The 22,534-nt window shown below is 62.4% G+C and carries 11 protein-coding genes; 4 read left to right on the top strand and 7 right to left on the bottom strand.

Translation table 11 applies throughout. The features are described 5' to 3' along the window. Positions 1–17 precede the first annotated feature (17 nt). Positions 18–11,855 (top strand): VCBS domain-containing protein, encoded by an 11,838-nt coding sequence (locus ACIPO9_RS21890; RefSeq protein ID WP_400783450.1) that lies wholly within the window; start codon positions 18–20, stop codon positions 11,853–11,855. An 83-nt stretch (positions 11,856–11,938) separates the two neighbouring features. Beyond that, complete coding sequence (locus ACIPO9_RS21885; RefSeq protein ID WP_274135447.1) at positions 11,939–12,277, top strand: tryptophan synthase subunit beta; 339 nt, start codon at positions 11,939–11,941, stop codon at positions 12,275–12,277. A 333-nt stretch (positions 12,278–12,610) separates the two neighbouring features. Here the strand turns inward: ACIPO9_RS21885 and lapD are convergent, their stop codons facing one another. From lapD to ACIPO9_RS21850, 7 genes are all read right to left on the bottom strand, one after another. After that, the gene (lapD, locus tag ACIPO9_RS21880; protein WP_400783448.1) at positions 12,611–14,557 is read right to left on the bottom strand and encodes a cyclic di-GMP receptor LapD; all 1,947 of its coding nucleotides are present in this window, start codon (positions 14,555–14,557) and stop codon (positions 12,611–12,613) included. 8 nt (positions 14,558–14,565) lie between these two features. Next, positions 14,566–15,261: a cysteine protease LapG gene (gene lapG, locus ACIPO9_RS21875; RefSeq protein ID WP_400609148.1), complete on the bottom strand. Its 696-nt coding sequence runs from the start codon at positions 15,259–15,261 to the stop codon at positions 14,566–14,568. Between the two features lie 243 nt (positions 15,262–15,504). Next, positions 15,505–16,839: a DEAD/DEAH box helicase gene (locus tag ACIPO9_RS21870; protein ID WP_400609146.1), complete on the bottom strand. Its 1,335-nt coding sequence runs from the start codon at positions 16,837–16,839 to the stop codon at positions 15,505–15,507. A 181-nt stretch (positions 16,840–17,020) separates the two neighbouring features. After that, a complete protein-coding gene (yedA, locus tag ACIPO9_RS21865; protein WP_274135444.1) occupies positions 17,021–17,920 on the bottom strand; it encodes a drug/metabolite exporter YedA in 900 nt (299 codons plus the stop codon). Positions 17,921–18,192: 272 nt separating this feature from the next. Next, positions 18,193–18,807, bottom strand: a complete 615-nt coding sequence (locus ACIPO9_RS21860; RefSeq protein WP_274135443.1) for a PolC-type DNA polymerase III — start codon at positions 18,805–18,807, stop codon at positions 18,193–18,195. Between the two features lie 135 nt (positions 18,808–18,942). Beyond that, positions 18,943–19,422 (bottom strand): NYN domain-containing protein, encoded by a 480-nt coding sequence (locus ACIPO9_RS21855; protein ID WP_274135442.1) that lies wholly within the window; start codon positions 19,420–19,422, stop codon positions 18,943–18,945. 232 nt (positions 19,423–19,654) lie between these two features. Then, the gene (locus tag ACIPO9_RS21850; protein ID WP_400783445.1) at positions 19,655–20,452 is read right to left on the bottom strand and encodes a DUF2076 domain-containing protein; all 798 of its coding nucleotides are present in this window, start codon (positions 20,450–20,452) and stop codon (positions 19,655–19,657) included. 190 nt (positions 20,453–20,642) lie between these two features. On the opposite strand from ACIPO9_RS21850, the gene ACIPO9_RS21845 reads away from it, so the two are divergent. Continuing rightward, positions 20,643–21,302 (top strand): YciC family protein, encoded by a 660-nt coding sequence (locus tag ACIPO9_RS21845; RefSeq protein WP_400783442.1) that lies wholly within the window; start codon positions 20,643–20,645, stop codon positions 21,300–21,302. Positions 21,303–21,311: 9 nt separating this feature from the next. Next, the gene (locus ACIPO9_RS21840) at positions 21,312–22,403 is read left to right on the top strand and encodes an endonuclease/exonuclease/phosphatase family protein (protein ID WP_400783439.1); all 1,092 of its coding nucleotides are present in this window, start codon (positions 21,312–21,314) and stop codon (positions 22,401–22,403) included. The last annotated feature ends 131 nt before the right edge of the window (positions 22,404–22,534 follow it).

Below are 22,534 nucleotides of genomic sequence, written 5' to 3'. Positions count from 1 at the left end.
CCGTCAGCACTGCTGCCGTGGACGAAGACAAGTCCGTCAGCGGCCAGCTCAACGCGACCGATGTGGACGACAACGACGTCCTGACCTACACCGTCAAGGACGCCGACAAACCAGCCGGTTTCAGCGTCAACGACGCGGGCCAGTGGACCCTGGACGCCAGCAACGCGGCATACCAGCACCTGGCCGCCGGCCAGACTGCGACCCTGGACATTCCGTTCACTGTCACCGACAAGTCGGGCGCCACCAGCACTTCGACCCTGACCATCACCGTTACCGGCACCAACGACGCGCCTGTGGCGACCGTCAGCACTGCTGCCGTGGATGAAGACAAATCCGTCAGCGGCCAGCTCAACGCGACCGATGTGGACGACAACGACGTCCTGACCTACACCGTCACCGACGCCAACAAGCCAGCCGGCTTCACGCTGGATAGCGCCACCGGTCAATGGACCCTGGACGCGGGCAATGCGGCCTATCAGCATCTGGCGGCCGGTGAAAAACTGACCATCGATGTGCCGTTCACCGTCACCGACAAGGCCGGTGCGACCAGCACTTCGACCCTGACCCTGACCATCACCGGCACCAACGATGTACCGGTTGCCTCGGCGAGCGTTGGCACCGCCAAGGAAGACACGGGCCTGGCCACCGGACAACTGCAGGCCAGCGATCCGGACAGCACCGACACCCTGACCTACAGCATCAAGGATGCCGACAAGCCGGCCGGCTTCACCCTGGACACCGCCACCGGCAAGTGGACCCTGGACACCAGCAATGCGGCGTACCAGAACCTGGCCGAGGGCGAGGTCCAGACCATCAAGGTGCCGTTCACCGTCACCGACAATAACAACGCCACCAGCAACGTCGAATACCTGACGCTGACCGTCACCGGCACCAACGATGCACCGGTTGCCCAAGCGGCCACCGTTTCGGCCGTGGAAGACCAGATGACCGGCAGCGGCGTTGTGAGCAACGCCACCAACGGCTCGTCGATGGTCATCACCGTGACCACCACTGAAGCCAACCAGAAGGTCTCCTTCAACTGGAACTTCAGCACCAGTGACTACAAGCCGTACAACGACTTCGCCTTCGTACAGGTCAATGGCAAGCCGGCAACGACGCTGAGCGACATCAATGCGGTCGGCAGCTACGGCTCGTCAGGCAACCAGACGTTCTCGCAAGTCTTCGACAAGCCAGGCACTTATCAGATCGTCGTCGGCGTCGCCAACCAGGGCGACAGCCTGCAGAACTCGACGCTGAACGTGGGCAACGTCACCGGCGCTACCGTGAACTCCGTGGTGACCAACGGCGCGGTCTCGGCCAACGCCGGCAACTATGTGCTGACCACCAGCGGCGAGACCGCCCAGCACATGGCCCAGCAGGTCAACAAGCCGGCGATCCTGTCGGGCGAACTGACCGCAACCGACATCGACCACAACGCCGTGCTGACCTTCAGCCAGACGCCAGGTACGCCTGCCGTTGACGGCTTCACCCTGAACGCTCAGGGCAAGTGGACTTTCGATCCGAGCAACGCCGCTTACCAGAGCCTGGCAGCCGGCGAAGTCAAGACCATCGTCGTCAACTACACCGTGACCGACGAACATGGCGCCACCGACACCAGCACCCTGACCATCAAGCTGACCGGCACCAACGACGCACCGATCGCCTCGGCGACCACTGCTGCCGTGAACGAAGATGCCAGCGTCGGCGGTCAGTTGCAGGCCACTGACATCGACCACAACGACGTCCTGACCTACAGCGTCAAGAACGCCGACAAACCGGCCGGCTTCACCGTTGACTCCACCGGTAAGTGGACCCTGGATGCCAGCAACTCGGCCTACCAGCACCTGGCGGCCGGCCAGACCACCACCTTGAACGTGCCGTTCACCGTCACCGACAAGTCGGGCGCCACCAGCACTTCGACCCTGACCATCACCGTCACCGGCACCAACGACGCACCTGTGGCCTCCGCCAGCAGCGCCCTGGTACTGGAAGACAAGAGCGTCAGCGGCAAGCTGCAAGCCACTGACATCGACGACAACGACGTCCTGACCTACACCGTCACCGATGCCAACAAACCGGCCGGTTTCAGTGTCAACGCTGCTGGCCAGTGGACCCTGGATGCCGGCAATGCGGCCTACCAGCACCTGGCAGCCGGTCAGACGACCGTGCTCAACGTACCGTTCACCGTCACTGACAAGTCGGGCGCGACCAGCACCTCGACCCTGAAAATCACCGTGATCGGCACCAACGATGCACCGATCGCCAAGGCCAGCATCGGCACAGGTCTGGAAGACACCAAGACCACCGGCCAACTGCAGGCCACCGATGTCGACGACAACGATGTCCTGAGCTACAGCGTCAAGACTGCCGACAAGCCAGCGGGCTTCAGCGTCAACGCCGCCGGCCAGTGGACCCTGGATGCCGGTAACGCGGCGTACCAGCACCTGGCCGCAGGCCAGACCACGACCTTGAACGTGCCGTTCACCGTCACCGACAAGCTGGGCGCGAGCAGCACCTCGATCCTGACCATCACCGTCACCGGCACCAACGACGCGCCTGTGGCCAAGGCCAGCACTGCTGCCGTGACCGAAGACAAGTCCGTCAGTGGCCAACTGCAAGCCACCGACGTCGACGACAACGACGTGCTGACCTACACCGTCACCGATGCCAACAAACCGGCCGGTTTCAGTGTCAACGCTGCTGGCCAGTGGACCCTGGACGCCAGCAACGCGGCCTATCAGCACCTGGGTGCCGGCCAGACCACCGTCCTCAACGTACCGTTCACCGTCACTGACAAGTCGGGTGCGACCAGCACTTCGACCCTGAAGATCACCGTCACCGGCACCAACGATGCACCGGTTGCCCAGGTCAGCACCGGCACCGGCGTGGAAGACACCAAGACCACCGGCCAACTGCAAGCCACCGATGTCGACGACAACGACGTGCTCAGCTACAGCGTCAAGAACGCCGACAAGCCAGCGGGCTTCAGCGTGGATGCCAGCGGCAAGTGGACTCTGGACGCCGGCAACGCGGCTTACCAGCACCTGGCCGCAGGCCAGACCACGACCTTGAACGTGCCGTTCACCGTCACCGACAAGCTGGGCGCGAGCAGCACCTCGATCCTGACCATCACCGTCACCGGCACCAACGACGCGCCTGTGGCGACCGTCAGCACTGCTGCTGTAGACGAAGACAAATCCGTCAGCGGCCAACTGCAAGCCACTGACATCGACGACAACGATGTCCTGACCTACACGGTCACCGATGCCAACAAGCCAGCCGGCTTCACCGTTGACGCCACTGGCAAGTGGACTCTGGACGCCAGCAACGCTGCATATCAGCACCTGGCTGCCGGCCAGACTACGACCCTGGACATCCCGTTCACCGTCACTGACAAGTCGGGCGCAACCAGCACCTCGACCCTGACCATCACCGTTACCGGCACTAACGACGCGCCTGTGGCGACCGTCAGCACCGGCACCGGCGTGGAAGACACCACCACGACCGGCCAGTTGCAAGGCAGCGATGTGGATGACGGCGACGTCCTGACCTACAGCGTCAACGATGCCGACAAGCCAGCCGGCTTCAGCGTTGATGCCTCCGGCAAATGGACCCTGGACGCCAGCAATGCGGCGTACCAGCACCTGGCTGCCGGCCAGACCGCTACCCTGGACATCCCGTTCACCGTCACCGACAAGGCTGGCCTGACCAGCACTTCGACCCTGACCATCACCGTCACCGGCACCAACGACGCGCCTGTGGCGACCGTCAGCACTGCTGCCGTGGACGAAGACAAATCCGTCAGCGGCCAACTGCAAGCCACTGACATCGACGACAACGATGTCCTGACCTACACCGTCACCGACGCCAACAAGCCAGCGGGCTTCACCGTTGACGCCACTGGCAAGTGGACCCTGGACGCCAGCAACGCGGCATACCAGCACCTGGCCGCCGGCCAGACTGCGACCCTGGACATTCCGTTCACCGTCACTGACAAGTCGGGCGCCACCAGCACTTCGACCCTGACCATTACCGTCACCGGCACCAACGACGCGCCTGTGGCGACCGTCAGCACTGGCACCGGCGTGGAAGACACCACCACGACTGGCCAGTTGCAAGGCAGCGATGTGGATGACGGCGACGTCCTGACCTACAGCGTCAACGATGCCGACAAGCCAGCCGGCTTCAGCGTTGATGCCTCCGGCAAATGGACCCTGGACGCCAGCAACGACGCCTACCAGCATCTGGGCGCAGGCCAGACCACGACCCTGTCCGTGCCGTTCACCGTCACCGACAAGGCCGGTTTGACCAGCACTTCGACCCTGACCATCACCGTCACCGGCACCAACGACGCGCCGGTTGCCAAGCCCGGCGCTGCTGCCGTGACTGAAGACAAGTCCGTCAGTGGTCAGCTGCAGGCCACCGATGTGGATGACGGCGACGTCCTGACCTACACCGTCAAGGATGCCGACAAGCCCGCCGGCTTCACTCTGGACAGCACCACCGGCCAGTGGACTCTGGACGCCGGCAACCCGGCGTACCAGCACCTGGCAGCGGGCGAAATCGCCACCGTCACCGTGCCGTTCACCGTGACTGACAAGGCAGGTGCCACCAGCACTTCGAACCTGGTCATCACCATCACCGGCACCAACGACGCACCGATCGCCGTCAACGACATCGGCGCGACCGTCACCGGCAGCCTGCAAGGCAACTACTACGGCTACAAGGAAGGCACCGACGGTGCGAACCTGGGCACCATCAAGCAGGCGCTGGATTTCATCGCCTCGCACAAGGCTGACGCGAGTTTCGACGCGAAGACCCTGAACTACGGTGGCGGATTCGGTAACGACCTGGGCCACTCCGGCAACCTGGATACATTCCTGGGCAGCGACAAGGGTTCGCTGGTCTACACCAATGGCACCACCCAGACCACCACTTCCGATGCCATCATCGAGCTGGCTGGCAAGGTGAGCATGGCGGCCGGCACCTACTCGCTGAAGATCACTGCAGACGATGGCTACATCGTGCTGATCGATGGCAAGCAGGTGGCGCTGTACAACGCCAACCAGTCGCCGACTACCCATACCACCACGTTCACGCTCGATAACGGCGGCGAACACGACATCCAGATCGTCTATTGGGATCAGGGTGGTCAGGCACAGTTGAAAGTCGAAGTGGCCTCGGTCGTCAACAACGTGACCGGCGCCTACAGCGTGCTGGGCACCAACCCTGACATTGCGCTGGCGCACAGCACCCTGACGACCCTCGAAGACCAGCCTCTGGTCATCAAGGCGCAGACCATCGTGGGCAACGACACCGATGCCGACGGCGACAAGCTGACCATCAACTCGCTGCAGGGCCATGATCCGAAAGTCGCCTCCGACGTCTTCGACGCCAGCGGCAAAGTGGTCGGTTCGGTCATCATGGATGCCGCTGGCAACGTGATCTTCACCCCGGCCAAGGACGTCAACGGTCCGGTCAGCTTCAGCTACACCGTCACCGATGGTCATGAGACTTCCAACACCGCGACCGTCACGGTCAACGTGGTGGCGGTCAACGACGCACCCGTGGCAGTCGCCAGCTCCGGCACCGGTGTTGAAGACACCATCACCAAAGGCCAACTGCAGGCGACCGACGTCGACGCTGGCGATGTACTGACCTACAGCGTCGCCGATGCCAGCAAACCAGCCGGCTTCAGCGTCAACGCCGCTGGCCAGTGGACCCTGGACGCCGGCAACGCGGCGTACCAGCACCTGGCCGCAGGCCAGACCACCACCCTGTCCGTGCCGTTCACCGTCACCGACAAGGCCGGTGCGAGCAGCACCTCGGTACTGACCATCACCGTTACCGGCACCAACGACGCACCTGTGGCGACCGTCAGCACTGCCGCCGTGGACGAAGACAAATCTGTCAGCGGCCAGCTGAAAGCGACCGATGTCGACGACAACGACGTGCTGACCTACACCGTGACCAACAAGCCAGCCGGCTTTACCGTCAACAACGCAGGCCAGTGGACTCTGGACGCCAGCAATGCGGCGTACCAGCACCTGGCGGCCGGCCAGACGACCACCGTCAACGTGCCGTTCACCGTCACCGACAAAGCGGGCGCCACCAGCACCTCGACCCTGACCATCACCGTCACCGGCACCAACGACGCGCCTGTGGCGACCGTCAGCACTGCCGCCGTGGACGAAGACAAATCTGTCAGCGGCCAGCTGAAAGCGACCGATGTCGACGACAACGACGTCCTGACCTACACCGTGACCAACAAGCCAGCCGGCTTTACCGTCAACAACGCAGGCCAGTGGACTCTGGACGCCAGCAATGCCGCTTACCAGCACCTGGCGGCCGGCCAGACGACCACCGTCAACGTGCCGTTCACCGTCACGGACAAAGCGGGCGCCACCAGCACCTCGACCCTGACCATCACCGTTACCGGCACCAACGACGCGCCTGTGGCGACCGTCAGCACTGCCGCCGTGGACGAAGACAAATCTGTCAGCGGCCAGCTGAAAGCGACCGATGTCGACGACAACGACGTTCTGACCTACACCGTGACCAACAAGCCAGCTGGCTTTACCGTTGACGCCACTGGCAAGTGGACCCTGGACGCCGGCAACGCGGCTTACCAGCACCTGGCGGCCGGCCAGACGACCACCGTCAACGTGCCGTTCACCGTCACTGACAAAGCGGGCGCCACCAGCACCTCGACCCTGACCATCACCGTCACCGGCACCAACGATGCGCCTGTGGCGACCGTCAGCACTGCTGCCGTGGACGAAGACAAGTCCGTCAGCGGCCAGCTGAAAGCGACCGATGTCGACGACAACGACGTGCTGACCTACACCGTGACCAACAAGCCAGCCGGCTTCACCGTCAACGATGCAGGCCAGTGGACCCTGGACGCCGGCAACGCGGCCTACCAGCACCTGGGCGCAGGCCAGACGACCACCGTCAACGTGCCGTTCACCGTCACCGACAAAGCGGGCGCCACCAGCACCTCGACCCTGACCATCACCGTTACCGGCACCAACGATGCGCCTGTGGCGACCGTCAGCACTGCTGCCGTGGACGAAGACAAATCTGTCAGCGGCCAGCTGAAAGCGACCGATGTCGACGACAACGACGTCCTGACCTACACCGTGACCAACAAGCCAGCCGGCTTCACCGTCAACGATGCAGGCCAGTGGACCCTGGACGCCAGCAACGCGGCCTACCAGCACCTGGGCGCAGGCCAGACCACCACCGTCAACGTGCCGTTCACCGTCACCGACAAGGCCGGCCTGACCAGCACCTCGACCCTGACCATCACCGTTACCGGCACCAACGACGCGCCTGTGGCGAAAGTCAGCACTGGCACCGGCGTGGAAGACACCATCACCACCGGCAAGCTGCTGGCCACCGATGTGGACGACGGCGACGTCCTGACCTACACCGTCAAGGACGCTGACAAGCCAGCCGGTTTCACCCTGGACAGCACCACCGGCCAGTGGACTCTGGACGCCGGCAACCCGGCGTACCAGCACCTGGCAGCGGGCGAAATCGCCACCGTCACCGTGCCGTTCACCGTGACTGACAAGGCGGGTGCCACCAGCACCTCGAACCTGGTCATCACCATCACCGGCACCAACGACGCACCGATCGCCGTCAACGACATCGGCGCGACCGTCACCGGCAGCCTGCAAGGCAACTACTACGGCTACAAGGAAGGCACCGACGGTCCGAACCTGGGCACCATCAAGCAGGCGCTGGACTTCATCGCCTCGCACAAGGCTGACGCGACCTTCGACGCGAAAACCCTGAACTACGGTGGCGGTTCTGCGTTCAGCAATGACCTGGGCAATTCGGGCAACCTGCAATCGTTCCTGGGCTCCGACAAGGGCTCGCTGGTCTACACCAACGGCACCACTCAGACCACCACCTCCGATGCGATCATCGAACTGGCGGGCAAGGTCAACATGGCCGCAGGTGACTACTCGCTGAAAATCACTGCTGACGACGGCTACATCGTCTTCATCGATGGCAAGCAGGTCGCCGCCTTTGACGGCAACCAGTCGTCCGCCGACCACACCACCACCTTCTCGATCGCAGCGGCAGGTGACCACGATATCCAGATCGTCTATTGGGATCAGGGCGGCTACGCACAGCTGAAAGTCGAGGTGGCCTCGATCGTCAACAACGTGACCGGCGCCTACAGCGTGCTGGGCACCAGCAACGCAGTGACCCTGGCGCACAGCACCCTGACGACCCTCGAAGACCAGCCTCTGGTCATCAAGGCGCAGACCATCGTGGGCAACGACACCGATGCCGACGGCGACAAGCTGACCATCAACTCGCTGCAAGGCCATGATCCGAAAGTCGCCTCCGACGTCTTCGACGCCAGCGGCAAAGTGGTCGGTTCGGTCATCATGGATGCCGCTGGCAACGTGATCTTCACCCCGGCCAAGGACGTCAACGGTCCTGTCAGCTTCAGCTACACCGTCACCGATGGCCACGAGACTTCCAACACCGCGACCGTCACGGTCAACGTGGTGGCGGTCAACGACGCACCCGTGGCAGTCGCCAGCTCCGGCACCGGTGTTGAAGACACCATTACCAAAGGCCAACTGCAGGCGACCGACGTCGACGCAGGTGATGTACTGACCTACAGCGTCGCCGATGCCAGCAAACCAGCAGGCTTCAGTGTCAACGCCGCTGGCCAGTGGACCCTGGACGCCGGCAACGCGGCCTACCAGCACCTGGCCGCAGGCCAGACCACCACTCTGTCCGTGCCGTTCACCGTCACCGACAAGGCCGGTGCGAGCAGCACCTCGGTACTGACCATCACCGTTACCGGCACCAACGATGCGCCAGTGGCCAAGCTCAGTTCCGGTACCGGCGTGGAAGACACCACCACCACAGGCCAGCTGCAAGCCACCGATGTCGACGACAACGATGTCCTGCACTACTCGGTCGCCAACGCCAACAAACCAGCCGGCTTCAGCGTCAACGACGCAGGCGTGTGGACACTGGATGCCAGCAACCAGGCGTATCAACACCTGGCCGCCGGTGAAAAACTGACACTGACCGTGCCGTTCACCGTCACCGACAAGGCCGGCCTGAGCAGCAGTTCGGTTCTGACCATCGTCGTCACCGGCACCAACGACGCGCCTGTGGCCAACGCCACCAGCGCAACGGGCCTGGAAGATGCCGGTCAAACCACGCCTGCAATCGCCATCACCCTGAGCGGCAACGATGTCGACGGCACCGTGAGCAAGTTCAGCCTGTCCGACCTGGACGACCTGAGCAGTCACGGCAAGTTCTACAGCGATGCCAATGCCACGATCGAGCTGACCAACCTCAGCAACATCGCAGCCACGAACAACTCGGCCACGATCTACTTCAAGCCGACTGCAGACTGGAGCGGCAGCACCAGCTTCAACTACACCGCTGTGGATAACCTGGGCCTGGCAAGCGGCAAGGCGACTGGCACCATCAACGTCACTCCGGTCGTCGATCAGCCGTACGTGACCGTCGGCAGCGACGTGATCACCAGCACCGGTCTGGTCAAGGACGTCTGGGTCAAGACCCTGCAAAACATGGGTAACAACGGCAACGGTGCAAGCGAAGACACCATCAAGGCGGGCTTCGCCAGCGCGCCGGCGCCAACCAGCGAGACCACCGCAAACAACGCCAGCGAGAGCAACGTTGTCGAGGGCACCGGCACCAAGCTGTCCGGCCTGATCTACCTGGAAGCCGGCAAGACCTACACCTTCGGTGGCTCGGCGGACGACAGCCTGCTGATCACCATCGGCGGCAAGACCGTTGCCAACGCGGCGTGGGGCACTGCCGGCGGCGCGATCAGCGCGACGGGTTACACGCCCACCGCGACTGGCTATTACACCCTGGACATCTACCACTACAACCAGGCGGGTGCGGGCAACTACAACATCAACCTGACCACCACCGTCGGCAACACCAGCCAGACTGTGGCGCTGACCAGTGCCAACGTGCCGCTGTACGCTTCGTTGACCGACCTGACCAATTCGGGCCTGACCGTTTCGGACCTCAATGAAGTCAGCGGCGTCAAAGGCGAGGGTTACTACGCCGGTTACGAGCTCAACCACGGTCTGGAAAATGGCGTGGTCAAGCTGGCTCCGGTTGCCGCAACCTTCACCGACAGCCAAGACGGCTCCGAGACGCATACTCTGGTCCTGAAGCTCACCAGCTCCACCGGCGACGCCAAGGCCCTGGCCAACGGCATCATTACCGATGGTGAAGGACACAGCGCAACCCTGGCCGATGCGGCCAAAGGGCTGGATGTCAGCACATGGAATCTGGCAAGCCTCACCGTCAAGACTGCCTACTACAGCGGCCAGTTCACCCTGAACGTCACTGCGACCGCCACTGAGAAAGCGCTGGTGGGCGTGCCTGGCGCCACGGCGACCGCGACCGACAGCAAGAACATCGTCGTCACTGTCGATGCAGGCACCTACAAGGCCACCGAAGGCACGGCCGGCGACAGCACGGTCACAGGTACCGCGACCAACGACATCGTCGTGGCGGACGTCAGCGCGATGAAGCTGGTCAAGGGTCAGAACTACGACATCGCGTTTATGGTCGACACCTCGAGCAGCATGTCCGGCAACCTGAAAACCATGGTTGATCAGATGAAGCAGGTGTTCTCGACTCTGGCTGCTGCGGCAACCAGCGAGCAGGCCGGCACCGTCAAGATCTACCTGACCAACTTCGCCAGCAGTGCGGCCAACGGCATCACGGTCGATCTGTCGAAAGCCGGCGCCCTGACCACGCTGAACAACTACCTGGACGGCCTGAAAGCCAGCGGCAACACCAACTATGAGGCGGTTTTCAACAAGACCACTTCCTGGTTCGGCAGCAGCGATGCGGTGAACGCCGGTGCGCAGAAGTTGACCTTCTTCATCACCGACGGTCAGCCGAACGTGTTCGACTCCAGCATCAAAGGCGTCGGCAGCACGCTCGATTCGCACACCACTGCCGCCTACAACAAACTGGCAGCAGCAAGTAACGGTATCGAAGCGATTGGCCTGAACACCAGCGCGCTGGACAAGTACGACACCAACAACCACTCGCAGAATGTCATTGACGTTTCCAAGCTCAAGGACGCGATCCTGAGCAACGAAACCCTGATCGGTCCTGGCAAGGACACCGTCACCGGCGGCGATGGCAACGACATCCTGTTCGGTGACGCCATCCACTACGGCACGCTGGAAGGGACTGCGGCGCTCAAGGCATTCGCGGCCGATGCGTTGAAAGTCAACGTATCGACCATTGATGACAAGGCACTGCATCAATTCATCACCAGCCACGTGGACGATGTCTCGAAACTGGCCAACGGGTCCAATACCTACGACACCAGCAAGTTCCCGCTGCTGGCAGACGGCAACGACACCCTGCTGGGCGGCAACGGCGATGACATCCTGTTCGGCCAGGGCGGCACCAACACCCTGATCGGCGGCAAGGGCAACGACATCCTGGTCGGTGGCAGCGGCAAGGACACCTTTGTCTGGCAGGCTGGCGACACCAACAGCGGTGGCTTTGACGTGATCAAGGGCTTCAGCGAGAAGGTCGACAAGATCGATCTGCATGACCTGTTGCAAGGCGAGGACAGCAACGACCTCAACAACCTGAGCAAGTACCTGCAGATCACCAACGATGGCAAGGACACCACCATCGAAGTCAGCAGTGCAGGCAAGTTCACCACCGCCACCACGGCGGCGAACGCTGGCAGCACGGCCGATGTGCATATCAAGGTCGAAGGCGTGACCTGGAACAACGACATGCTCAAATCTCTGGTTCAAGGTACTGATCCGACCATCAAGGTCGATCATCACTGATAGATCAGTCGCGTGAGCTGATGTACTGTGCTGGCAGCCGTTACCGACGGCTGCCAGCCGTTGCATTCAATGAGGAATGAGCCATGTTTTACGTTCAGCGCGATGCAGAGGGTGTGCTTGTTCGTGTGGAGGCGGCAGCCTTTGCCGAGGCGACAGACCAGCTACCGGCCGACGATCACGAGATCCAGGCGTGGTACGCCAACGAGATCGTTGAAAAGAGCCTGAACAAGTTGAAGTTGAGCGACACGGACATGATCCGGGTACTCGACGACTTGATTCAGGTATTGACCAGCAAAGGAATCCTCAACATCACCGACCTGCCCCCGGCAGCCCAGGCGAAGTTGATGGACCGTACCCAGGCCCGTGAAACCCTGGGCGGCCTGAGCGATTTGATCAATGATGATGAAACGCGGTTGATCTAGCAGGAGCGCGCGCGACAGGCTTCACACCCCACCCTTGTAGGAGCGCGCTTGCCCGCGATTGCGGTCGTTCAGGCACTGATGTGCTGGATGACAAACCGCCGTCGCGGGCAAGCGCGCTCCTACAGGCGTATTCCGACCCCGTAGCAGTCCGGCTTGCCGGCGATGGCGGCCGTTCAGGCACTGATGTGCTGGATGACACACCGCCGTCGCGGGCAAGCGCGCTCCTACAGGCGTATTCCGACCCCGTAGCAGTCCGGCTTGCCGGCGATGGCGCCCTTGAAAGCGCTATCGCCGGCAAGCCGGACTGCTACGGGGTCGGTGTTTTGCGCGGGCTCACTTCCACGGCGCCGGGTCACCGACCAACCGGCCCTGCACCCCTTCCATGCCCATCTCGACGATCACCTTGCGCTCGCCCTCGGTCTCGACCCGTTCGGCGATCAATGGCAAATCGATGCTATGCGCAGCACGCTGAACCGCTTCGATGAACAGCCGCTTGTGGCTTTCTTCGTCGATGGCGCGAATGTAACTGCCGTCGATCTTCAGGTACGCCAGGCCAAGATGCGCCAGGTTGCCGATCATGCTGAAGCGCCCGCCAAAACGCTGCAGGGCCAGGGAGAACCCGGCCGACTTCAACCGACGCGCCAGCTTCTCCAGCACCGCCTGTTCCGGCAACTGTTCCTCGCCGATCTCGAACGTCAGGCGCGAGCCCACCTTCGGATGCTGACGCAGCAATTCGAAGACCTGATCCAGCGCATCGGCGTCAGCCAGCGTCGGCGCCGAGAGGTTCAGCGCCAGCGCCTGATCATGGGTTTCAAGATGCGCCAGCACCTGCTTGAGCATCATCAGGTCCAGCCGGCTCGACCAGCCAAAGCGCTCGATCCACGGCAGGAACCGTCCTGCCGCGATGGCGTAGCCCTGCTCGTTGATCAGCCGCGACAGCACTTTGTAATGCAACACCCGGTCAGGGCTGGCCGACTCGACCACAGGCTGGAAAAACAGCTCGAAGCGGCCATGGGTCAGCGCATGATCCAGTGTGCGATACCAGGTGTGCTGATCGTCACCCACGCTCGCCACAAGGCCATTCTCGGCGTAGCTCCAGGTCTGCTCGCCCTGGGTTTCGGCTACCGACAGCGCTTGGTCGGCCAGCCCCAGCAAGGTCAACGGCGCCTCACCCGGCGTATAAGCGGCCAGGCCCATGTGCGCGACCGGTGACAGATCGCAAGCACCGGTAGCACCCAGTACCTGCAGCGCCTGCTCAAGGTCCTTGACCAGCTCCAGCGCCTCATCGCGCTCCATGCCCGGCGCCAGAACGGCAAACTCACCACCGCGGGAGCGGCTGATAAGGTTGCGGATCTTCGGATATTTCTCGCAGTGATTGCTCAGCACCTGCGCCACCGCGATCAACAATGCGTCAGTACGCTTGCCGCCCAGCCGCTGGTTCAGGCCCGCCAGATCCTGCACCCGCAGCAGCAACAGATGGCCTGCGCGGTGCTCCTCCTGACTGCTGACATGAGCCTTGAGCTGCATGTCGAAATAGCGCCGGTTCGACAGCCCCGTCAGGCTGTCCTGATAAGACTCCACCCGCAGTTTCTCGCTGCGCTCGGTGCTCTCCTTGAACAGCGCCTTTAGCTTCTCGACCATCTGGTTCATCGCCTGAACCACCCGCCGCAATTCAGGCGTGCGAGGCAGCTCAGGCAAGGTCAGAAACTCGCGACGGCCGATAGCCTGGGACTGCTCGACCATGTAATCGAGCGGCTTCAACTGCCGACGCAGCAGCATCGCACCGAGAATCGCACTGACGATGCCACACACTACCAGCCAGCCCAGGCTACCCAGCGCGCTCTGCCACAACTTGGCCAGGGCGAACATCGGATGGCTGACCACCTCGACCCGCGCCGCCTGCTCCCAACCCCGGCTGACGATGGCCTCGCCGCCCGCCGGCTCAAGGCCGATGGCATTGATGAACCACTGCGGCACACCCTGGTTGTCAGGGGTTGCACTGCGCTCGACGATTACTGCGTTGGTCGCCAGGTCCACCACACGAATGCTCGCGTAGTAGCCGCTGTCGAAGATCGAGGTAGTCATCAGTTCGACCATCGCCGGGTCGTCGATGTTGGCCGTCAGCGACAGCGCCAGCGACGTCGCCGCATCCTGGGCATGTGAGCGCAACTGGTTGACGTACTGGGCCCGCGAGCTTTCCAGGCTGACGACAAAGCTGCCCGCGAACGCGACCACCAGAAACAGACAGATAGCGATCAACAGCTGTTTGAACAGAGACATCAGAGCTCCTAATTCTCAGGCTCGGCCGGGAAGCCTTCGGCGGCCATTTTCTTCAAAACGTCCTGCCAACGGGACAGACGCTTGGTATCGCTGACTTTCTTGTTGCCCTGCGCGCCCGGCAGCCACAACCCCTCGGCATTGAAGGAGTAGACCGGCAGGAGATCCTGCCGCTGGTTGGCGGGTTTGATTTCATCGATCAGACTGTCGAGCACCAGCGGCATTGCATTGGGGCTCGAATAGTAAGTCAGCACCATGTGCGCACGGTTCAGACGCAATGCCTTGACGTAGGTGATGAGCAGCTTCTCGCTGGGCACACCCAGGCGGCGCAGGCTGAAATACTTGGCGATGGCGTAGTCTTCACAGTCACCTGCGCCCTTGATCAAGGACTCCACAGGCGTTGCCCAGTAATCGACCTCATGCCACAGGTCGATGTCTTCTTCGTAGCGCATCTGCTTGTTGAAGAACTGGTTCACCACTTTGAGCTTGTCCATCTCGCCGATCTGCTTTTCGGTCGACAGCAGATTCTGCCAGGCATCGATGCGCTGCTTGCCGGCCCCCAGAGGCCCATACAGCGATTCGGCCCGACGGCTGATGAGGGAAAAGTCCCAATCGGCACTCAGATAGCTCGCACACGCCGTGCACGTCAGTGCAAGCGCCAGAAGCAACCAGAATCCGGGGCGCTTGTGGGCGGAACGTACTGCCAATTCGTCTAGTCCATCGGGCGAGCGGAGAACCGGAGCAGATGGTGAGGGCTTGGGCGGGAAAAGACAATGGCGTAGTGAGATCATCGCTCCCTGTTACCTCACGTCGATTCCATTCACAACACCCTAACTGTAGCAGTCCGGCTTGCCGGCGGGCAGCGGTGTATCAGTGAATCCTCTATTGACTGACACACCGCTGCCCGCGGGCAAGCCCGGCTGCTACGAACGTAACGCGGCGCGGCGCGGTTACGGCTTACGCTTGCGCGGTCCGGTATTGAACACCGGCACCTTGCGCACAGGCTTGGCCGCCGGCGCTTCCGGTGCAGCGTCGCCACTGTCGACCCATTTGCCCAGATTGCGCTTGCCGCCGCCGCTGACTTTAGGCTTCTTCGGCTTTTTCGGTTTCTTCAGAATCTGCCCCGAGGCGTCGGTCACCGGTACCCGGTGCTCGGGCTCGAAATCCGGCTCTTCCTTGCGTTGCAGGGTCTGGCGGGTCAGGACTTCGATGGCGCTGAGCAGGTCGACTTCGTCGGCGCAAACCAGGGAGATCGCCTCGCCTGTCTGCCCGGCACGGCCGGTACGACCGATGCGGTGCACGTAGTCTTCGGCAACGATAGGCAGATCGAGGTTGACCACGGTCGGCAGGTCGTCGATGTCCAAACCGCGGGCCGCGACATCGGTCGCAACGAGGATCTGCACTTCGTTGGTCTTGAAGCGGTCCAGCGCGCGCTGGCGGGTCGCTTGCGGCTTGTCGCCGTGAATGCCGTCGGCATTGATGCCCAGACCCTGCAGACGGTCAACCAGTTGATCGACGCCGACGCGGGTCTTGGCGAACACCAGCACCTGGCCCCAACGCTGCTTTTTCAGCAGATGGATGAACAGCTCGCTCTTGCGCTTCTTGTCGACGGTGACCACCCATTGCTTGACCGAGGTCGCCGCGACGTTACGCGGGCTGACTTCGATGCTCAGCGGGTTATCGAGCATCTGCCCGGCCAGTGCGCGGATCGGGTCGGAAAAGGTGGCCGAGAACAGCAACGTCTGCCGGCGTTTGGGCAAGGCTGCGTAGATATCACGCAGTTCCTGGGAGAAGCCCAGGTCCAGCATGCGGTCGGCTTCGTCGAGCACCAGGGTCTGAACCTGGGAAAACTTCACCGCATTCTGACGATGCAGGTCCAGCAGCCGGCCCGGAGTGGCCACCAGTACATCGACTCCGCGCCGCAGTTTCATCATCTGCGGGTTGATGCTGACACCGCCGTACACCGCGTACGTGGCCAACGGCAGGTGTTCGGCGTACTGACGGATCGCCTCATGCACCTGTTCGGCCAGCTCGCGAGTCGGTACCAGCACCAGCGCGCGCACCGAGTTGGCGGCGACTTTCGGGCCTTCCATGGTCAGGCGTTGCAGCAGCGGCAGGGCGAAACCTGCAGTCTTGCCGGTGCCGGTCTGGGCAGCGGCCATCAGGTCGCGGCCTTCGAGCACAGGCGCGATGGCCTTGGCCTGAATGGGAGTGGGCGTCTGGTAGCCAAGTGCCTCAAGGGCACGCAGCAGGGGTTCGATCAGGCCAAGGGAGGCGAATGTCATGGGGGTACCGTGAAAATAAATAAACGCTTTAGGTTTCGTACGAAAAGTCGGCGAGCGAAAGTCAGGCAAGGCAAAAACAGGCGAGGAAGCGGAGTTTACGGGTTGTAAATGAGCATTCCGAGCCTGTTTTTAACGCAGCATGGCTGAGCGCAGCCACTTTTCCTGCGAAACCTGGCGCAGTTTACCCTGTCTGGACGGCACTCTGCTTGCGCCACTGCGGCAAGCCGATCAACACGACGGCGCTGATGATGACGCACATGGCCGCCGCTTCCGCCGCACCAATGTGTTCATCGGCGAACAGGACACCCAACATCACCGCCACGGCGGGGTTCACGTAGGCGTAGCTGGTGGCGGCCGCAGGGCGCACGTTTTTCAGCAGGTACATGTAGGAGCTGAACGCGACGATGGAGCCGAACACCACCAGGTACGCCATCACCAGCCAACCAGAGGTGCCGGGGGATTGGACCATGCGCTCGCCGCTGACGTAGCTGCCGATCAGCATCATGGCGCCAGCGGTGAGCATTTCGCAGCCACTGGCCATGGCGCCTGGGGGCAGCGGCAGATAGCGGCTCCAGACCGAACCGAACGACCAGGTCGCGGCGGCGAAGATCACCAGCGCCGCGCCCAGCGGGCTTGCCTGCAGGTTGGAACCCAGGTTGAGCAGGCCGATGCCGATCAGGCCCAGCACGATCCCCGCCCACTCAAGCGAGGTGTTGCGGTGCCCCCAGAGCAGGCCGAACAGCAGCGTGAACAGCGGCACCACGGCCACCGCCAATGCCGCCACGCCTGACGCCACGCCGTTGTGCTCGGCCAGGGTCACCGCGCCGTTGCCGCAGGCCAGCAACAGGAAGCCGATCATGGCCGAGGCTTTCCACTCTTTCCAGGTCGGCATCGGCGCGCCGCGAAAGCGCATGAAGGCAAACAGGATGGAACCGGCGATGGTGAAACGCACACCGGCCATCATCAGTGGTGGCCAGGTTTCGATACCGATACGGATGGCGAGATACGTGGAGCCCCAGATCACATACAGCGCGAAAAAGGCCCCGATCAGCAGCAGGGGAAAACGGCGAGTGGCAGGCATGAGCGGCTCAACTTTTTATTCGGTGAGTACCTCATCAGGATTCACCGGCGTGTTTTTTGAAGTGCCATTTTAAGGAGACAGCGTTTACATAATCAGTAACAACTGCAGATTATTCGACCCGTACACTTTCACACGCCCCACGAAGACCTACTGGCATCACGCACTACATCTGTAGGAGCGCGCTTGCCCGCGACAGCGGTGTGTCTCTCAACCTGTTTGTCACAGGCAGATCGCCGTCGCGGGCAAGCGCGCTCCTACAGGGTTCAGTGAACTCAAGCTCCGCGGTGTTTGCTGATGGCGTCGATCATTTTCTTCGCCGGCACTTTCTGCAACTTGCAGAGCAACTGGTGGGAAACAGCCGCGATCCCGTGGGTATTGCGCAATTCAAGGCTCAGGTGCGCGGTGAGGTTGGCAGCCATTTCGGCGTCGGCCATGGCCCGGTGTGCCTTGCCGGTATTGGGCAGGCCCGCCCAGGAGGTCAGGGTGCCGAGCTTGTGATTGGGTGCGCTGGGCATCAGGCGTCGTGCGAGCAGCATCGAACAGGCGAAGCTCTGCTCGCGGGTGCGCTTGATGCGCGACAGTTCGTAATCCCAGAACTTCTGGTCGAACGCGGCGTTGTGCGCCACCAGTGGTGTCAGGCCGACGAATTCGGCGACTTCGTTCATGACCCGATCGGCCGGCGGTGCCGTGCGCAGCATGCTGTTGCTGATGCCGGTCAGGGATTCGATGAAACCCGGAATGCGCACGCCGGCGTTCATCAGGCTCTGGTAGCGCTCGACGATGACGCCCTGCTCCATGATCACCACGGCAATCTCGGTCGCCCGGCAACCGCTGCCTGGGGAGATGCCGGTGGTTTCGAAGTCGATGACGGCGATGCGTTCTTGCATGGGTAAACCTTTATCTATGTATGCACACACGCTGTAGGAGCGCGCTTGCCCGCGACTGCGGTGTATCTCTCAACCTATTTGTCACAGGCAGATCGCCGTCGCGGGCAAGCGCGCTCCTACAGGTCTGAGGCGCCTTCAGTTCTTGAGCAGCAACCCGCCCTCGATCGGCACGTAGCGGCTGGCGGCGCGGATCAGCGAATTCGCGGTCAGCCCAGGCACACCGTAGGCCACTGCCTCGACGCCGTGCTTGCTGATGATACGGTCGAGCAGCAGGTCGAAATCACCGTCGCCGGAGGCCAGCACCACTTCGTCGACATTCGGCGCTACGTCCATGATGTCGATGGTGATGCCCACATCCCAGTCGCCCTTGGCCGAGCCATCGCTGCGCTGGATATAGGGCTTGAGCTTGACGGTGAATCCCAGGTTACGAAGGATCTGCTGGAATTGCTGCTGTTTGCTGTCGCCACGGTCGATGGCGTAAGCGTAGGCCTCGACGATCTGCCCGCGCTTGCTGATGTCCGCCCAGAGTGCGGCATAGTTGAAGTGGCAACCATGGGCCTGACGCACCGTGTAATACAGGTTCTGTACGTCGGCAAACACCGCGATTCTTCTCACCGGAACTCCTCGATGCGCTGGCAGGCGACAACGGCCCGAAAACCGGACCGGCGCTCAGTATGCCAGTTTGGGGAGGGGATTGAAGAGAAGCGTTTGCTTGAAGGCCTGCAACGACATACCCCGTAGCAGCACGGCTTGCCGGCGGGAGCGGCGTGTCAGCCAATGCAGGGTTGCCTGACACACCGCCCCCGCCGGCAAGCCGTGCTGCTACGGGGGATATGCGGTTCAGCGATCAAACGTACGAATCGTCATCATCGCCGCCGAAAAAGCCGCCATCGTCGCTGCCGTAGTCGGTATCGGCAAAACCGCCGGAGTCATTGCCCCAGCCATCGTTGCTGGTGACACGCTGCTGATCGTCGCCCCAACCGCTGCCATTGCCCAAATCGTTGCTACTGGCTGGCTGCGCAGGCTGTTCTTCGATGATCTCGACGATTTCCTGCGGCTGGCTGTTGTGGTGGAACAGGCTGCTGATGCCTTCAGCCAGCATCACACCGCCTGCCACGCCCGCTGCGGTTTTCAGCGCGCCACCCAAGAAGCCACTACCGAATGGCGCAGCCGGCGCCTGTTGCTGCGGCGGTGGAGCGTAGTTGCCCTGCTGTGGCGCGTTGTAGGGCGGTGGGCTGGACGGGCCATTGTCGCGCCAGCCACCCGAGGACGGAGGCGGACTGGACGGGCGCGAAAAAGAAGAAGCCGGCTGCTGCGGCTGTTGCGGCTCGCGCGAGCCACCACCGAAGATGCTCGACAAGAAGCCACCGCCGCCCTGCGCGGGCGCCTGGGCCTTGACGCGCTGCAGCTCGGCCTGCAATTGCTGGATCTGTTCGTCGCGCTGGCGGCTCTGGGCCTCCAGCTGCTTGATCGCGACCTCCTGCACCAGGATCGCCTGCGCCATGTAGTAAGGCGCGGCAGGTTGCCGGGTCAGGTGCTCCTTGATCAGCGCCTCGGCCTGGGCGTCTCGTGGGGCCGAATCGGTTTCCGCTTGCTTGAGTCTGGTAAACAAGCCATCGATCAGGGTTTGCTCTTCGCTGTGCATGGCGACCTCGTTAGATTGCCGTAGGAATTCTGTGACTGACGCAAGTGTCAGACACAAACAGTAATGGGGCGTTTCAAGGGGCTTTCAATAGGATGTAGAAAAAGTTAAGAAGCCCGCGACCGCCCATCCGATTGGCCCGCTCACCGGCTCTACGTTAAAGTGTCGGCCTGCTTTTTCCTGTGACCCTTTCATGAATCCGCTGACCATCATTCAAGACTCGCTTTACTTCTTCCGGCGCAATTTCGGCAGCATCCTGTCGCTGTGCCTGCCGCTGGTGATACTCGAGGCTCTGACCAAGCAAGTGCTGGGCAGCTCGGCCCCAGACGGTTCGGCGAGCTGGCAACTGCTCATCGGCCTGGCCTTCTACCCACTGTACACCGGCGCGCTGATCCTCTTCCTGGACGCCAAGACCCGGGGCGAGACGCCGGCCAAGCGCGATCTGTTCGCCGCCACCCTGCGCCTGTGGCCGACGTTCGCCGTGCTGACCGCCCTGAGCACCCTGCTGATCATGGCGGGCCTGTCGCTGTTCATCGTTCCCGGTGTCTGGGTGATGATCAAACTGGTGTTCTCCGAGTACCTGCTGGTGCTGCGAGGCCTGGGCCCGCTGGATGCCATGCGCGAAAGCTTCAAGATGACCCGCGGCCATGTGGTGCGCATTCTGGTCTGCGTGCTGTTCGTCTACATCCCGCTGTCGGTGCTCGAAGGCCTGAGTTTCTACGTACTGCCTGAACAGCAAAGCCCGATGCTGTCGTTGGCAGTGGACTCCATTTCCAGCTTCCTGCAGCTGTTCATCAGCGTGGTGATGTTCCGTCTGTTCATGCTGATCGACGAGCCTTCACAACCGTCCTGAGGAGCGTCGATGCCCCGCCTGCTGCGTTATGGCGTGTTTCTGGCCCTGTTGCTCGCGCTGATCGCGGGGCTGATCTACAACCTGACCTGGCACCCGGCCAGGCACGAACGCATGCCGGTTTCCTGCAACGCCAGGGGCGCCGCGCCTCCGGTGCTGGTACCCGGTCAGGCGCTCAAGGTCATGACCTGGAACATCCAGTACCTGGCCGGCAAACGCTACGTGTTCTGGTACGACATGGCCGACGGCAGCGGCCCGGACAAGCGCCCTACTATTCAGGACATCGCCTACAACCTCGACGAAGTCGCCCGGGTGATCCGCGACGAACAGCCCGACATCGTGCTGTTGCAGGAGGTGAACGACGGCGCCAAGAACACCGACTACACCAATCAACTGGCGCTGTTGCAGGAACGCGTCACTGACCTGTACCCCTGCAGCACCGAAGCCTTCTACTGGAAATCGGATTTCGTCCCCGATCCGCACATCTTCGGCAGCGTCGGCATGAAGCTCGCGACCCTGAGCCGCTTTCGCATTGAAAAGGCCGAGCGCCTGCAACTGCCCTCCCCAGAGGGCAACCTGATCGGCCGCCAATTCGAGCCCCGCCGCGCATTGCTGGTCAGTTACCTGCCGTTGGCCGGTGACGGGCACCTGGCCGTGGTGAATACCCATCTGGGCGATTTCCACGAAGGCGACGACACCTTGCAACGCCAGGTCGCGGCCACCACGCAGTTGCTCGACGGGTTCGAGCAAAACGGCATCCCGTGGATCAGTGGCGGCGACTTCAACCTGCTGCCCCAAGGCCAATACCAACGCCTGCCCGCCGAGCAACGTGCGCAATACTCGCCAGAAAGCCAGTTACACGCGCTATGGGACAAATACCCGATGATCCCCAGCAATGACGACACCAACGGCGAGGATCGGCGCAAGTGGTACACCCGCTTCCCGAACGACCCACGCATCAGCGGGCCGGACCGCACCCTCGACTACCTCTTCTACAGCCCGACCCTGAAGCGTGTTGACGCACAGGTCCGCCAGGCCGACACCCTGCAGATCTCCGACCACCTGCCGGTGATTGGACGCTTCCTGTTGCCTGCTGCGCAGTAAAGTCGCCTCCTACGCCCTTCGGGCAGAAACAAAAGCGGATGTCAGACAGACCCGCGATCCGCTTCTGCCCGAAGGGCGTAGCAGCCGTGCTTGCCCGCGGTCTGGCGCGCAGCGGCAGCAAAACCATCCAC

The sequence above is a fragment of the Pseudomonas sp. NPDC090203 genome (genome assembly GCF_044746765.1).
In the GTDB taxonomy this organism is placed as follows: Bacteria; Pseudomonadota; Gammaproteobacteria; order Pseudomonadales; family Pseudomonadaceae; genus Aquipseudomonas; species Aquipseudomonas putida_AD.
Note: the sequence above shows the minus strand (reverse complement) of the source record. Positions and strands in the feature narration are given on the sequence as shown.